The sequence below is a fragment of the Bifidobacterium sp. genome, assembly GCF_022647885.1.
Classification (GTDB): Bacteria; Actinomycetota; Actinomycetes; order Actinomycetales; family Bifidobacteriaceae; genus Bombiscardovia.
This window is the reverse complement of the sequence record NZ_JALCLM010000001.1, coordinates 1,411,437-1,424,848: the sequence shown is the minus strand read 5'-3', so window position 1 is coordinate 1,424,848 and position 13,412 is coordinate 1,411,437. Positions and strand designations below refer to the sequence as shown.

The following is a 13,412-nucleotide window of genomic DNA, read 5'->3' as shown; positions in this document are numbered from 1 at the left end:
TTCCAACCAAAAATGTTGTATTCAATGGGCTATCTGCCCAGAGATGGGGGAGAGCTTGGCAGATAGCAAACTCTCCCCGAATGGTTGACTAGCGAGCTGCCTTGACTTCTTCGATAGATGCCTTAGCTGCCTCAACGACGTGTTCAGCTGTGATACCAAGATCACGCATATTTTCGTCGCCATCACCTTGCAGACCGAACTGCTCGATAGATACTGGCTTGCCATATGAGCCGAGGTACTTGTACCAAGGCATAGCGATACCGGCTTCAACAGAAACGCGAGCCTTAACAGAGGAAGGAAGAATCTCTTCCTTGTACTCAGCATCTTGCTCCTCAAACCATTCCAGTGAAGGAACGGAAATGACGCGAGCCTTGACACCTTCGCCTGCGAGGGTCTTCGCAGCCTCAACGGCATGCTGAACTTCCGAACCGGTAGCGAGCAACAGCACATCTGGCTCACCCTCAGTGTCGACAAGCACATAAGCGCCCTTACGAACGCCTGCCTTTGCCTTGGCCTTGGTCTCTTCCAGTGAAGGAACACCCTGACGAGTCAGGATGAATGCTGCAGGATGAGTGTTGTTCTTCTCGAAGAAGTAGCGGTATGCTTCTGCGGTTTCGAACTCATCAGCAGGACGGACAACCTCAAGCTGAGGAATACCACGCACAGCAGCAAGATGCTCGATTGGCTGATGGGTAGGACCATCTTCGCCCAAGGCCACTGAATCGTGAGTCCAGATGAAGAGATTAGGAATATCCATTAATGCGGCGAGGCGCACAGCTGGACGCTCATAATCGGCAAACTGGAAGAATGTACCACCGAATGGACGGGTGTTTGAACCCAGCAGAATGCCGTTAGTTATGGCACCCATAGCAAATTCACGCACACCGAAGTGCAGTTGACGACCATACTTGCTGACGGTCGGCCACTGAACGGTTGCATACTCTTCGGGAGCGAAGGAAGCTGCACCCTTAATATTGGTGTTGTTTGAACCACCGAGGTCGGCAGAACCGCCCCAAAGTTCAGGCATAACGGCGGCAATAGCATTCAGTACAGCGCCGGAAGCCTTACGTGTTGCAACCTTCGAGCCAGCAGTGAAGCCTGCGACGAGCTCATCAATGGCTTTGTCGAAGTCCTCAGGAAGCTTGCCCGCGGCAATGCGGTCGTACAGGGCAGCCTTATCAGGGTTGGCATTCTTCCAGGACTCGAACTTCTCATCCCATGCTTTATGTGCTTCTAGGCCACGATCCGCAACCTTGCGTGCGTGAGCAAGAGCATCTTCGTCAACCTGGAAGGACTGCTCTGGATCGTATCCAAGTTCTTTCTTCAAACCAGCAACAGCTTCCGAACCCAGCTTTGAACCGTGTGATGAAGGATCGTTGGTCTTACCTGGAGTTGGCCATGCGATAAGCGAATCAACCTTGATGAGCTTTGGACGGTCGGTAACTTGCTCGGCCTTTTCAAGGACTTTAGCAAAGCCGGCTGCATCTTCGTTGTAGGTACCGTCAGGCTGGATGAAGCTAAACTCATCGGTGTACCAACCGTAAGCTTCGTAGCGCTTGAGGATATCTTCGGAGAAGGCAATCTTGGTGTCGCCCTCAATCTGGATGTGGTTGGCATCAAAGATGACGGTAAGGTTGCCGAGCTGCTGGTTGCCTGCGAGCGAGCTTGCTTCGGAAGAAACGCCTTCCTCAACATCGCCTTCACCGCAAATAACCCAGACCTTGTGGTCGAATGGTGATTCACCTGCTGGGGCTTCTGGATCAAGAAGGCCGCGCTGATAGCGCTGTCCATAGGCAAAACCGACTGCCGAAGCAAGGCCCTGACCCAAAGGACCAGTGGTCATTTCGATTCCTGGGGTGAGCCCGAACTCTGGGTGACCTGGAGTGCGTGTTCCAGCTGTACGGAAACGCTTCAGGTCGTCGAGAGTTAAGCCATATCCTGAGAAATAGAGCTGCACGTACTCGGTCAGTGAGGCGTGCCCTCCTGAGAGGATGAAACGGTCGCGACCTGCCCAGTTCGGGTCATTCGGATCGTGTTTGATGAAATGCTGATACAAAGTGTAAGCGACGGGTGCCAGTGAGATAGGGGAACCGGGATGTCCGCTTCCTGCCTTCTCGACCGCGTCAGCTGAGAGGACCTTCGCCAGTTTTACTGCGCGCTCGTCCAGTTCAGACCACGTAAAATCGGTCATAGATGATCAACTATCCTTCCAATTGGTTGGGCTGCAAGTCCGACTTGTGCCGAACAGTGCTTAGTAGCCCTCACATTGCTCTACAATGCTAGCTTTCAGAGCAGACACCAGAAAGGAATTATCAGCGTTTCGTGCATTTGTTCCTGGGCATGGCATGGGGTTAAGGCTTTACATATGCGCTCACTGAAAGTTCTGTAACAATCACGATTTGTTCGCAATGTGCTCAAAAGGTTCCAAAAGTGTACATGGTGCGCCCATAAAGAAGAAACTAGCACTCACGGCCTACGAGTGCTAATACAATCATATAGAGCAAAACAATATGTGAGATCTTTCTTGTTACTGTATGTATCACATGCTTCTGGCTATGTGAGAGAAAGACAACACATACATTACAGACGACAAAACACATCCCAAGGAGGCGTGCATGACGAATAATAGACGCATGCTGGTGCTACGGGCTGTTGTGGAAGATTATATTCGTTCACAAGAACCTGTTGGCTCAGGCACTCTCACTAAGGACCATAATCTTGGTGTGAGCTCTGCAACGGTTCGTAATGACATGGCAACACTCGAGGATGAAGGTTTCCTGATACAACCGCATACCTCAGCAGGCAGAATTCCAACAGAAAAGGGTTATCGCTATTTCGTAGACAAGCTGGCAACTGTTGTACCGTTGTCAGTTGCGCAACGACGAGGCATCGAATCCTTCCTAGCTGGATCAGTGAATTTAGAGGACACCCTTCAACGCTCAGCTAGACTGCTCGCTCAAATAACTGGTCAAGTCGCTGTGGTGGCATCACCGTCGTTAGCGAAGTCAACCTTACGGAGACTGGAAATCATCCCACTTACCTCACTTACTTTGATGGTTGTAGTCATCACAGACACTGGAAGAGTGGCACAGCGCAGTATCCGTTGCAATACACCTATAAGTCAGCGAGTAATTGACGAGCTTTCTCAAGTAATTAATGCCAGGAACACAGGTGTCACATTGTCTAGTTCAGGCGACGACATACGCCAACTAGGCATTAGTGCGAAGTTCAGACCAGTCCATGCACTTACAGAAAGACTTGCTGATGAGTTGGAAGGAATGGCTTCTCAAGAGCAAGCTAGCAACCTTTATATGGCAGGGACCTCACAACTCACACATCAACAGGCAGTGAATCTTGACGATCTTGCCCCCCTATTTGATGCTCTTGAAGAGCAAGTGGTGTTGATGAAGTTGATGAGTACATTGAGCGAAGTTTCACAGACATCCGGAGTAAGCGTTGCAATTGGTTCTGAAACACATAATCCGGGCTTCTTACACGCTTCGGTGGTAGCTAGCGGATATGGTTCCGCTTCTGGAATAGTTGGCGACAACTCTCAGGCAGAGACATCAGCTAGTAGTCAGGAATTTACACCTAACGCAACAGCATCTCGTAACTCTAGTACCACTACTGTTGATTCAACGAGCGTGAGTCCAAGAAAAACAAATCACAGCGGACCTGTGGCGTTTGTGGGCTCAATAGGCCCTACACACATGAATTACGCGACTACTATGGCGGCCGTTCATGCTGTTGCTCATTATTTGACAGCGCTGCTGGCCAACGAGAGCGGTGACGATGAGTTGTAATATATTCGCCGATGGTTAGGGACGCTTGAGACTTCAAGTTGCATTGCATGCTGGTACTTGCGGTCTCTAGCTGGCATAACAATAGACAAGTTTGCAACACGTCATTAAATAAGAACGAGAAACAATCTGAACACACAGAAAGAGTCATCAGTGGCAGACTATTATGAGGTTTTGGGCATCAGCAAAGACGCGAGTGAGGACGAAATTAAACGTGCCTATCGCAAGATGAGCCGAAAATATCACCCAGATATCGCCGGTGCTGAATTTGAGGAGAAATTTAAGGAAGTCAACAGCGCCTATGAGGTTCTTTCTGATAGCCAGAAGCGCCGGATGTACGACCAGGGTGTCGATCCTAATAACCCAGGTGCTTCAGGATTCGGTGGAGCCTCAGGATTTGAAGGATTTTCGGATGTGTTTGGCCAATTCTTCGGTGGCGGCTTCGGGGGAGGAGCTTCTCAAGGTCCCATACCTCGCACACAAGCAGGTAGAGATGCTCTAACAAAGATGACTATAGATTTGAAAACAGCGGTATTTGGCGGCACAGCTCAGACAACGATCAATACCTATGGTTTATGCCCTGAATGTTCAGGTTCAGGAGCTGAAAAAGATACCAGTGCAGTCACCTGCCCCGATTGTCATGGACAGGGATTTGTGCAAAAAGTTGTTCGTACAATGCTCGGCCAAATGATGACCACAGCTCCATGTGAGCGTTGCGAAGGGCACGGCACAGTTATCGAGCATCCATGTCCTTCATGCTTCGGTAAAGGACGAGTACGGAGCAAACGTACCATCGGGGTATCAATTCCAGCAGGCATTGCGGATGACTCACGACTCAGGTTGGCTTCACAGGGTGAAGTTGGCGAAGGTGGGGGCGCAGCTGGAGATCTCTATGTAGACATAAGAATCGCCAAAAATCACGATTTCTCTCGTGAGGGTGATGATTTGCATTGTTGGATTAAGGTTCCTATGAGTTGGGCAGTTCTTGGACACAACATCACGATAGAAACCTTCGATGGGCCTCAATCACTGGAAATACCAGAAGGCTGCCAGCCCGACGACACCATCACGCTTAAAGGATTAGGCGTCACCAAGCTGCGCACGCCAGGGGAGCGAGGCGAACTCATAGCCCACGTAGCAGTCGAAATTCCAACGAAGCTGAAAGACTCCGAACAGAAGCTCATGCTTTCCTTCAGCAAATCACATGACAGCGAAGCCACGCATACAGCACAAGCTTCCAAACCAGCACCGCAAAACCGCAAGGGATTCTTTAACCGTTTGAAGGATGCGCTCAGCTAGGCGTTCGAGATAGACGGCGCAGTCGGGTCTCTCCGCAGCAACTGTGCCAAGCAGCACGAGAAGCATGCTGATTTGCTGTCTTCTCGTGCTGCATGGCACACTTTCAAGGCTTAGCAGATGGTTGCCTTTGCGGTGGCTCACTTCGCTTAAAACTATAGAAATTGCTTAAAACTATAGAAATGTACGTTGGGTGGTTGCGACGTGTGGCAAGCGCTGCGCGCTTCTTCGCAGCCTTTGTAATCGCCGAAGCGATTACCTTCGCGCAGCCTTTGCGGCTGCTCACCGAGTCTACGTACAGCACACAGTGCTGTACGCTTAACGCCTCAGCAGTGAGCGGCACATTGAACGGTATTCGCTGACATAGCCACCACCGAAGAAGACACAATGACCTGCAATCGGATAAAGCTGCCAGAGAGTGTATCTATCTGCAAATCCCTGAGCAAGTTGGTGGACGGACTGATAGCCATCGATGATGTTAGAGAGATATGACATACCGAAAAGGTGCAGCATGGCTAGATCTTCTTCTCGATGCCCACCATGTGCAGCTGGATCGATGAGCACAGCTTCACTACGACCCTGATCGGCAGTCCACATGACGTTGCCGCTCCATAAATCACCATGTATACGTGCAGGCGAATCTGAGGCTGCTGGGCCTAGCAACTCAGGCAATGCAGATACGATGTCTTGCGTCATGCTCATGTCAGACTGATTAAGAGACCCACGCTGGATACCTAGCTCCACCATCGGCAGTAAACGACCTTGAGCGAAGTATTCTTCAGCAGTTGTCCAATTGCCAGTATCCATAGGAACAGGATCTTGCAAAGGACCAAAGTAACAAGTACCAGAATATCCTGCTGGTGCCTCACCAAAATAGTCCGCGCCAAAATCGTGTAGATGCGCTAAAGCTGCCCCAAAATCATATGCAGCCTTAGGCGTAGGAGATGAGGAATTGACACGCTCAATATCAAGGTAATCGTCACCCCAACCGAAAACTTCGACCACACGTGGACCACCATGCCCATAGGCTTCACGCAACCATTTCAGGCCACGGCCCTCACACTCAAAGAACCCGTGAGGGGAGTGAGCCCTGGATTTCCTGTACTGTTCCATAACATCTCCCAACTCAACTGCGGAGCCAGAGCAGTTGTTTGACTATTCTGCTGTGTTGTAGCACTTACCCATTGTGGGCATTCTGCGCGACAAGCCGGTCGATACGCCAAAGTTCCTGGAATTTCGCTACTCTAATGAAGGTTATGCATGCGCAGATAACAACATCTGTGTTAAACACATGAGTAATACGAGGGTTTATGAATTTCTTCGAAGCGATACTAATGGGAATCATTCAGGGTCTCACCGAATTTCTGCCTGTTTCTTCAAGTGCGCATATACGTATAGCAGGGGCTTTACTTGGACAAGATCCAGGAGCGGCATTTACAGCAATCATCCAACTTGGTACTGAAAGTGCTGTATTGCTCTATTTCCGCCATGACATTGCTCGAATTCTTAGCCATTGGTTTATGTGTTTGCGCGGCAAAGATGGTGCAGAAATGTCCAAGAGACTTGGCGCAGACGATAAAGATGCATCACTCGGATGGTTTATTATCGTTGGAACGTTGCCTATCGTGATAGCAGGAGTGCTATTCCAGAAGAGCATTGAGAGCAGTTTACGCAACCTTTGGATCACCGTATTGATGCTGATTGTTTTTGGCTTGCTCCTGTGGTTTTTTGACGCCAGGAGTAAACAATCAAAGACGATTGCAGAAATGACTCTTAAAGATGCAGCAATTTTCGGTGTTGGACAAATGCTCGCTCTAGTACCTGGTGTTTCCCGCTCAGGTGGAACAATTACTTTTGGTCGAGCATTAGGATATACCCGAGAGGATGCTGCGAGAATTAGCTTCTTAATGGCTATTCCTGCCGTGTTCGGTGCAGGAATTCTGGAAACCGTAAAATCCTTGGGCGATGCCAGTAGTGCTGCAGGATTCCCAGGATGGGGAGCGACTATCTGTGCAACACTGGTGAGCTTTGTAGTCGGGTATTTAGTAATTATCGCTTTCTTAAAAATCGTTTCCACATTTTCATATAAAGGCTTCGCCATTTACCGTATAGCACTTGCAGTTATCGTTGCACTGCTGCTCATCACAGGGGTGCTCGCACCACTTGCAGGTTCTGTCGCTTAAACAACCCTCGATAAGGGGCAGATACACATTTGTGTAGGGATTTCTATGTATGCCTGCACTCCAGCATATGCGGGATTGGCGGAATTTCAATGTTCCGTCAATCCCACATTAGGTAATGTAGAGAGAAATCCCTACACAAGCGCTAAGACTCTAGGAATTATCTGAAGAGCTACCTGAACCTGGCTCTTGGAGGAAGGATTCAGCCTCGGCGATAATGTCTCCAACATTCATAGTAGAGAGTTCTGCCTGCTCACGAACTTTATGCTCAAAATCATATTCTCGTTCCAGCCGATGCACATAATCAGATAAATCGTCGTTGCAGCGGATTAATACCTCTGCCTGCGCTTTCCAACGATCTGCTCGTTCTTGCAAATCACCCTCTTTGAGAGGCACGCCCAAAAGATCTGAGAGTGTTCTTAACAGTTGCAGGGTCCCTTGTGCACATTCATCACTACCGAGATACTGAGGTACAGAAATCCAAATTGGTTCCGTAGCAAAGCCATTTTCTTCAGCTAAGGTATCTAACACAGTTGGAATGCCAATTGGACCACAGTGTTCGTCTCCATTGTCACAGCCACAGTCGTCACTATACGATTCAACTGGTAGAGGACGGGTGTGAGGACAGTCAGCATACATTGACCCAAGAGTCACAATCGTATCGATGTCGCATTCTTCAGCAATATGCATGCTGCGTATGCAGTACTCCTTCCACCTGTAGTTAGGTTCAGGAGCCATTTGTGCAAAAATCTTGTGATGCGCATCGATGGTGATTTCATAGAAAACTGTTTCAGGCCAAACAAGGCGCCGTTGGCCTTGAACATGGCACATCATCGGGCGTGAAATCTGATAGTCGTAGAAACCATCACAGTTGATACGAGCCACTTCGCGCGAATCGTATGCGTCAATAAGATGGCGCAGTACATTAGTCGCTGCCTGGCATGCATCATTCCAGCCCTCAAACGCCGCGATTAATACGTTTTGGGATTGCAGTGCTTCTTCACTCACAGGTCTTAGAGTAGCTGCTAATTGTTGAGGATTGAAGATTTTTCCAAGCGAGAACACTCCTTGATGTATTGAGACTCGCTGATAAGACACGCAATTTGCGTAATGCCAACCATGTAGTTATAGTAGTGACTCGTGCTTGGAGGTAAGCTTCTGGGCATGAGGTGCAGTGATGCGGGCATAGCTTAGTTGGTAAAGCGCGACCTTGCCAAGGTCGAGACCGCGGGTTCGAGTCCCGTTGCCCGCTCGAGGTCCGAGACATAGACCAGTCACGGTGGGTTAGCCAAGCGGTTAGGCAGCGGCCTGCAAAGCCGTTTAGACGAGTTCGACTCTCGTACCCACCTCGAAGTCGTAAGACTTTACCGGGCGGTTGGCGCAGCGGTAGCGCACTTCCCTGACACGGAAGGGGTCACTGGTTCGATCCCAGTATCGCCCACAAGGACACCGAGTCCTTACCCAAACTCGGGCGATTGGCGCAGCGGCTAGCGCACTTCGTTCACACCGAAGGGGTCGCAGGTTCGATTCCTGCATCGCCCACAGTATTGTTCCCCTCTTCGGTTTTCTATTATGTTTACAATCTTCCTTACGCCTTACTACTCATTGCTGCATATTGTCGAGCTGCTGGTCAATATCGCTAAAGCGCGTAACGTGTGGATTCATCAGAACTTTGCCTCGCGCAATAACTAGTTCCGGATGTTTAAAGCTATTCCACGACTGCAGCGGGTTGTCCTCTAGAAGAAGCATATCGGCAGAGAAACCCTTTTCAATCTTTCCTGTGACCTGTTCAAATCCTAGAATTTTCGCATTTTCTTGAGTCGCTGCATGAATTGCCTCAATCGGGCTGAGACCACCGAATCTATTCAGTAGTGCAAGTTCACGCCAGGTGTTGTATTGGGTTACGAATGTCATAGCGGTATCTGTGCCCATACCAATGGAAATGCCGTTAGCCCGTGCGTCATGAATTCCTTGAACCATTTCATCAACCGCAATATGCGCATTCGCTACAACAATGTCACTTACGCCAGTGATATCTTGGCTGATCTTCACAAGAGGCAACGCCGCAGATAATGTCGGGATCAGCGCTGACCAGCCACGTAACGAGAGGGGATTGTTCTGAAAGAGGTCAACAATCTCATCGTTCATCGCACAACCATGCTCAATCGTATCCACACCAGCGCGTAAAGCCATTGTTACTCCCAATGGACTTTGAGCATGCGCCGCAACTAAAAGACCAGCATGATGCGCTTCTACACATATTGCCGCCATCTCTTCTTCGCTCATCTGGGGGCGACCGGCATCACCTATTCGTCTAGCATCCGTGACACCACCAGTGGCTGCGATTTTGATTGCAGTTACGCCATGCATGATATTGATGCGAGCGTTCTTCCTGTTCTGTGAGGGGGAATCACCGATCAGCGCTATCTGAGGGCTGCCATGCCCGCCTGTAATAGCGAGAAGGGGTCCTGAAGCCAACATTCTTGATCCGAGTTCCTTGCCCTTATCAATTTGCTGCTGCAGAGCGACCGCTTCATAACCCACATCTCCCACGGTACGGAATGTAGTTACTCCCGAGAGCAACAAGGTTCGTGCATTGAGCTTTGCTCGGTGCTTTGATAGTAGAGTCCCGATTGGGCTATGAAGCACAGAGCTGACTGCTCGTTGAAATGTAGGGCCTGTCAACAATTCAGGCAAGGGTTTGCCTTCTGAAAAGAGATGGACATGCGCATTGATTAATCCGGGAAGCAAATATTTTCCGCTACCATCTAGTCGATGGCAGTTCTGTGGAACTACAGTGTGTTGTTTCGGACCAACCGCCGTAATCGTACCGTTAGTACCGACGACGACGTTATACCCTCGCAGCAGACCATCTTGAGCATCTTCGCTAATAATATTTACGTTGCATATTGCAAAAGAATCGTTCATAGCATCAATCCCTACTGGTCACGGCACATTGCCTTAACACATTCACTACATAGCCCAACTGCCATATATACCACGTCATGATAGTGGTGCATCCATATGAATGAGTTTAGAAGAACATACAGTCGCTACCAGTGACCTTGAAAAGAGGAAGGACGAGAGCAATACTGATCCGCAGTTGGTGTATATTGCCAAGAATTATTGCCTAGGAAAATGCGTACAGGCTGAGATAGTTCCTCACATATATCCCAGCCCTTACACATCGTTGACGTCATCATTCCGTTATCGACAACATCAGGGTTTATTCGTGTATATAAGCGTCATCGAAAAACCCCAATTCAAAGTGCACGGCATCGGTGAAATGACGGGCAACTTCAGAATCCTGAGGATCAGCAACACGATTGAACTCATCAATAAGAAACTGGACCCACGCAGAGAAATCATTGCCACGATGCACATCAATCCAGCCGATATGTTGATCCTTTTCGGGCATCCTGCTTCCTCCCGCAGTTGATTCCTCAGCCCAATCCAAATAGATAGATTCTGCAACGACCAGCACCGCAAGTGCTTGAGCATAAGAATGAGAGTCAACAGCATCCCGATACAATTTGCGGAATCCCTTGGAAGAGGGAGTGAGTTCGGGCGCTGTTAGTTCATCATCGCTCACATGGAACTGTACAAAGCGGTCGTGAAAATAGGTATTCTCGTCATTAGCGATAAAGCCCATCTGCTGGCCCAAGCGTACTTTGGCTGGCATTGTATCTGCTGCAGCAATGGCCTCACCCAGTAGTGAATAGAAATCGTAAGAAAATTGCCAATCTTGTATAAGGTAATGTCGCAATATCTCGTCAGGCAAGGTGTCAGATACCAACTCGTTCACGAAACGATGGTGAATCGTACTATCCCATTCCTGTGAACATTGAGCTTTAAGTACGTCGTATGCTGTGGTATTCATCGTTGTTGCCCCTTACTACTTTCACTACATACAGCCTTGGTAGCGCAATATGTAAATACACTTCGTAGTGGGCATTGATTATGCAGAGTCATCACATGACATCCCTTCGTCAGTACTAGCTGTATCAGGTTCGACGGGTTTTTCTCAGCAGCAACTATTTGCGGCACCCCGAGTCGGGATTTACACTACCGCTGGGCAAGGATGTGCGTTTGTGTAGGGATTTTGGGGGACAGCAGATTGCTAGTAAACGGGCTTTTGTTGGAAATACAGCATTTCTTAGGAGCTCTTGATTACAAATAATTCTGGATTTACTACACAAACGGAGCTTCATAGAAACAAACATTCAAGAAACGCTGTCAATCGTTTGACGTAAATCGATTGACGTGTTAATTTGATGTCAGCATTCCAGCAGAGAAGCAACGGATACTCATCTGCATGGTCCGTATTGGAATGTGAGGTACCTTCTTGCGCCGCCAACGACGGGGCACGTTGGGGAAGAACAGAATGAAAGGATGGAAATCATGGCACGACGAGGTGCTAAACGGCGCTTGCTCTCACTAGCAGCTGCAGCGCTTGCATCAACGATGGTTCTTGCTGGGTGTGGAGGTTCTGGCAGCGATGAGGCCACAGTTGACGCCAATGGAAAACCAATCGTCAAGATTCTCATTACACGATATTCAACTGATGTAGCGATGAAAACCATGGGGTGGACGAAGGACATCGAAACAGCCTGCGACTGCACAATAAAATGGGATGATGTCGCTGACTCATCTTGGAGCCAACAGAAATCCGCAGTTTTGGCTTCGGGTGATGTTCCAGATGTCTCAATTTTCACCTTCGATCCGACAGACGGCGAACAATATCCATACTTTGAAGATCTTTCAAAGCATTTGAACCAAATGCCCAATGTCAAGAAATTCTTTGCCACTCAGACTAGTGCCAAAAAGATGGTTGCTGACAAAGAAGGCCATGTTTATGTCTTGCCATCTGACCGCGGAGAAAACTACCGTGTCTCCTCGAATCACATGTTCATCAACAAGACATGGTTAGACAAACTCGGTCTGCAAATGCCCACAACTTGGGATGAATTAACCAAGGTTCTCACCGCTTTCAAGACTCAAGATCCTAATGGCAACGGCAAAGCGGATGAAGTGCCCTTCAATATGCGCAGAATTGACACCACAGGATTCTCACTTTGGAATCCCTTTGTACTGCTGAATTCTATGGGAATCACCACTAGCTTCGCCGGCACATCACCCTCATTCCAAGGCATTTACGTGAAGGATGGCAAAGTCGGAAACTTCCTTGAGAGCGACGAATATAAGAGTGTTGTCAAGTATTTGCACTCCTTGATGGAGCAAGGACTCATTCCTGCAGATGCACTAACACGAGAAGACGCTGCCATAACCGCTGATACGGTAAGCGACGGCAAAACTGCAAAGAGCGGCATGATAGTTGGCTGGGCTACTACTGATTTTGAGAAACTTAAGGATCAATATGTGGCACTACCTTCACTCAAGGCAACAGCTTCGACCCCTGATTCCGATGTCACTTGGGATTCCTCACAGGATTTGACTGAGCTATCCAACCACGCCATCGCTGTTTCCAAAGATGCACCCAACAAGGAAGCCATTTATAAGGTGGTTAACGCACTCTACGGAGAAAAGGTTTCAATCCAACAGTATTACGGTGATATTCCTGAAGACGTTACCAGCTCAGACAACAGCACCTACACAGTCAACGATCGTTGCTTCGATTCCAGCACCAAAGACCCATGCAAAGCGACTGCTGATCGTTTTGCTGGTTGGATTCCAGATAGTGCAACCGTCAAAAATGACCAGGCTAGTGAGGCTTTGAAGGAAGCAGATTCTGCTTACACCAAGGCATTCGCCAACGTTGATCAGACCAAGGATGTCATGCCAATCTACGTTCGTCCAGATTCGGATGATCAGACAACCATCACTAATAACAACACTGCTGTATTGAACTATGCATTGACCAAGACCGCCACATGGATCCAAAAGGGTGGTGTGGATGCCGACTGGGATGCCTATGTGAAGAAGCTTGACAGTGTAGGACTCACACAGAACGTCAAACTCTGGCAAAAGTACTACAACGAGTACACCAAGAACTGATCACAGGCTAGCTAACGCAATCGGAAGGGAAGCGCAATGACCCAGAGCGCAACAGTCGCAAGCGTAGCGGCAGGGCAAACACAGGTTACCCCTGGTTTGCAGGATTCTACGCAAATAGTCC

General features: G+C 48.8%; 9 protein-coding genes, 4 tRNA genes and 1 riboswitch. Of the genes, 8 read left to right on the top strand and 5 right to left on the bottom strand.

Annotation, left to right across the window (positions count from 1 at the left end):
* Positions 1-88: 88 nt before the first annotated feature.
* Positions 89-2,191: a transketolase gene (gene tkt, locus LKI20_RS06160; RefSeq protein WP_291771630.1), complete on the bottom strand. Its 2,103-nt coding sequence runs from the start codon at positions 2,189-2,191 to the stop codon at positions 89-91.
* Positions 2,192-2,615: 424 nt separating this feature from the next.
* Here tkt and hrcA point away from each other — a divergent pair, with 424 nt between their 5' ends.
* Positions 2,616-3,803, top strand: coding sequence for a heat-inducible transcriptional repressor HrcA (gene hrcA, locus LKI20_RS06155; protein ID WP_291771627.1), 1,188 nt, complete (start codon positions 2,616-2,618; stop codon positions 3,801-3,803).
* A 150-nt stretch (positions 3,804-3,953) separates the two neighbouring features.
* The gene (gene dnaJ, locus LKI20_RS06150) at positions 3,954-5,099 is read left to right on the top strand and encodes a molecular chaperone DnaJ (protein WP_291771623.1); all 1,146 of its coding nucleotides are present in this window, start codon (positions 3,954-3,956) and stop codon (positions 5,097-5,099) included.
* Between the two features lie 315 nt (positions 5,100-5,414).
* Here dnaJ and LKI20_RS06145 read toward each other — a convergent pair whose 3' ends face one another.
* A complete protein-coding gene (locus tag LKI20_RS06145; protein ID WP_291771620.1) occupies positions 5,415-6,209 on the bottom strand; it encodes a fructosamine kinase family protein in 795 nt (264 codons plus the stop codon).
* A 197-nt stretch (positions 6,210-6,406) separates the two neighbouring features.
* On the opposite strand from LKI20_RS06145, the gene uppP reads away from it, so the two are divergent.
* The gene (uppP, locus tag LKI20_RS06140; protein WP_291771616.1) at positions 6,407-7,279 is read left to right on the top strand and encodes an undecaprenyl-diphosphatase UppP; all 873 of its coding nucleotides are present in this window, start codon (positions 6,407-6,409) and stop codon (positions 7,277-7,279) included.
* A 150-nt stretch (positions 7,280-7,429) separates the two neighbouring features.
* On the opposite strand, the gene LKI20_RS06135 is transcribed toward uppP, so the two are convergent.
* Positions 7,430-8,284 (bottom strand): PAC2 family protein, encoded by an 855-nt coding sequence (locus LKI20_RS06135; protein ID WP_291771613.1) that lies wholly within the window; start codon positions 8,282-8,284, stop codon positions 7,430-7,432.
* Positions 8,285-8,455: 171 nt separating this feature from the next.
* Here LKI20_RS06135 and LKI20_RS06130 point away from each other — a divergent pair.
* The 4 genes from LKI20_RS06130 (at position 8,456) to LKI20_RS06115 (ending at position 8,818) form a co-directional block, all read left to right on the top strand.
* Positions 8,456-8,528: transfer RNA gene (locus tag LKI20_RS06130), tRNA-Gly, on the top strand.
* 26 nt (positions 8,529-8,554) lie between these two features.
* Positions 8,555-8,625 (top strand) — tRNA-Cys (locus LKI20_RS06125).
* Positions 8,626-8,645: 20 nt separating this feature from the next.
* Positions 8,646-8,717 (top strand) — tRNA-Val (locus LKI20_RS06120).
* Positions 8,718-8,745: 28 nt separating this feature from the next.
* Positions 8,746-8,818 (top strand) — tRNA-Val (locus LKI20_RS06115).
* A 60-nt stretch (positions 8,819-8,878) separates the two neighbouring features.
* On the opposite strand, the gene LKI20_RS06110 is transcribed toward LKI20_RS06115, so the two are convergent.
* Together LKI20_RS06110 and LKI20_RS06105 are read right to left on the bottom strand one after the other, a co-directional pair.
* On the bottom strand, positions 8,879-10,204 hold the full coding sequence (locus LKI20_RS06110) for a metal-dependent hydrolase family protein (RefSeq protein ID WP_291771610.1): 1,326 nt from the start codon (positions 10,202-10,204) through the stop codon (positions 8,879-8,881).
* Positions 10,205-10,502: 298 nt separating this feature from the next.
* The gene (locus LKI20_RS06105; RefSeq protein WP_291771607.1) at positions 10,503-11,156 is read right to left on the bottom strand and encodes a TenA family protein; all 654 of its coding nucleotides are present in this window, start codon (positions 11,154-11,156) and stop codon (positions 10,503-10,505) included.
* Positions 11,157-11,240: 84 nt separating this feature from the next.
* A riboswitch (TPP riboswitch) is annotated at positions 11,241-11,337 on the bottom strand.
* Positions 11,338-11,677: 340 nt separating this feature from the next.
* On the opposite strand from LKI20_RS06105, the gene LKI20_RS06100 reads away from it, so the two are divergent.
* Entirely contained in the window at positions 11,678-13,291 is a 1,614-nt protein-coding gene (locus LKI20_RS06100; RefSeq protein WP_291771605.1) for an extracellular solute-binding protein, read from the top strand.
* Positions 13,292-13,412 lie beyond the last annotated feature (121 nt).

Excerpts from the sequence above, each read along its gene's own strand:
- tkt (WP_291771630.1), bottom strand. The coding sequence starts at position 2,191 with ATGACCGATTTTACGTGGTCTGAACTGGACGAGCGCGCAGTAAAACTG.
- hrcA (WP_291771627.1), top strand. The coding sequence starts at position 2,616 with ATGACGAATAATAGACGCATGCTGGTGCTACGGGCTGTTGTGGAAGAT.
- LKI20_RS06145 (WP_291771620.1), bottom strand. The coding sequence starts at position 6,209 with ATGGAACAGTACAGGAAATCCAGGGCTCACTCCCCTCACGGGTTCTTT.
- uppP (WP_291771616.1), top strand. The coding sequence starts at position 6,407 with ATGAATTTCTTCGAAGCGATACTAATGGGAATCATTCAGGGTCTCACC.
- LKI20_RS06110 (WP_291771610.1), bottom strand. The coding sequence starts at position 10,204 with ATGAACGATTCTTTTGCAATATGCAACGTAAATATTATTAGCGAAGAT.
- LKI20_RS06105 (WP_291771607.1), bottom strand. The coding sequence starts at position 11,156 with ATGAATACCACAGCATACGACGTACTTAAAGCTCAATGTTCACAGGAA.
- LKI20_RS06100 (WP_291771605.1), top strand. The coding sequence starts at position 11,678 with ATGGCACGACGAGGTGCTAAACGGCGCTTGCTCTCACTAGCAGCTGCA.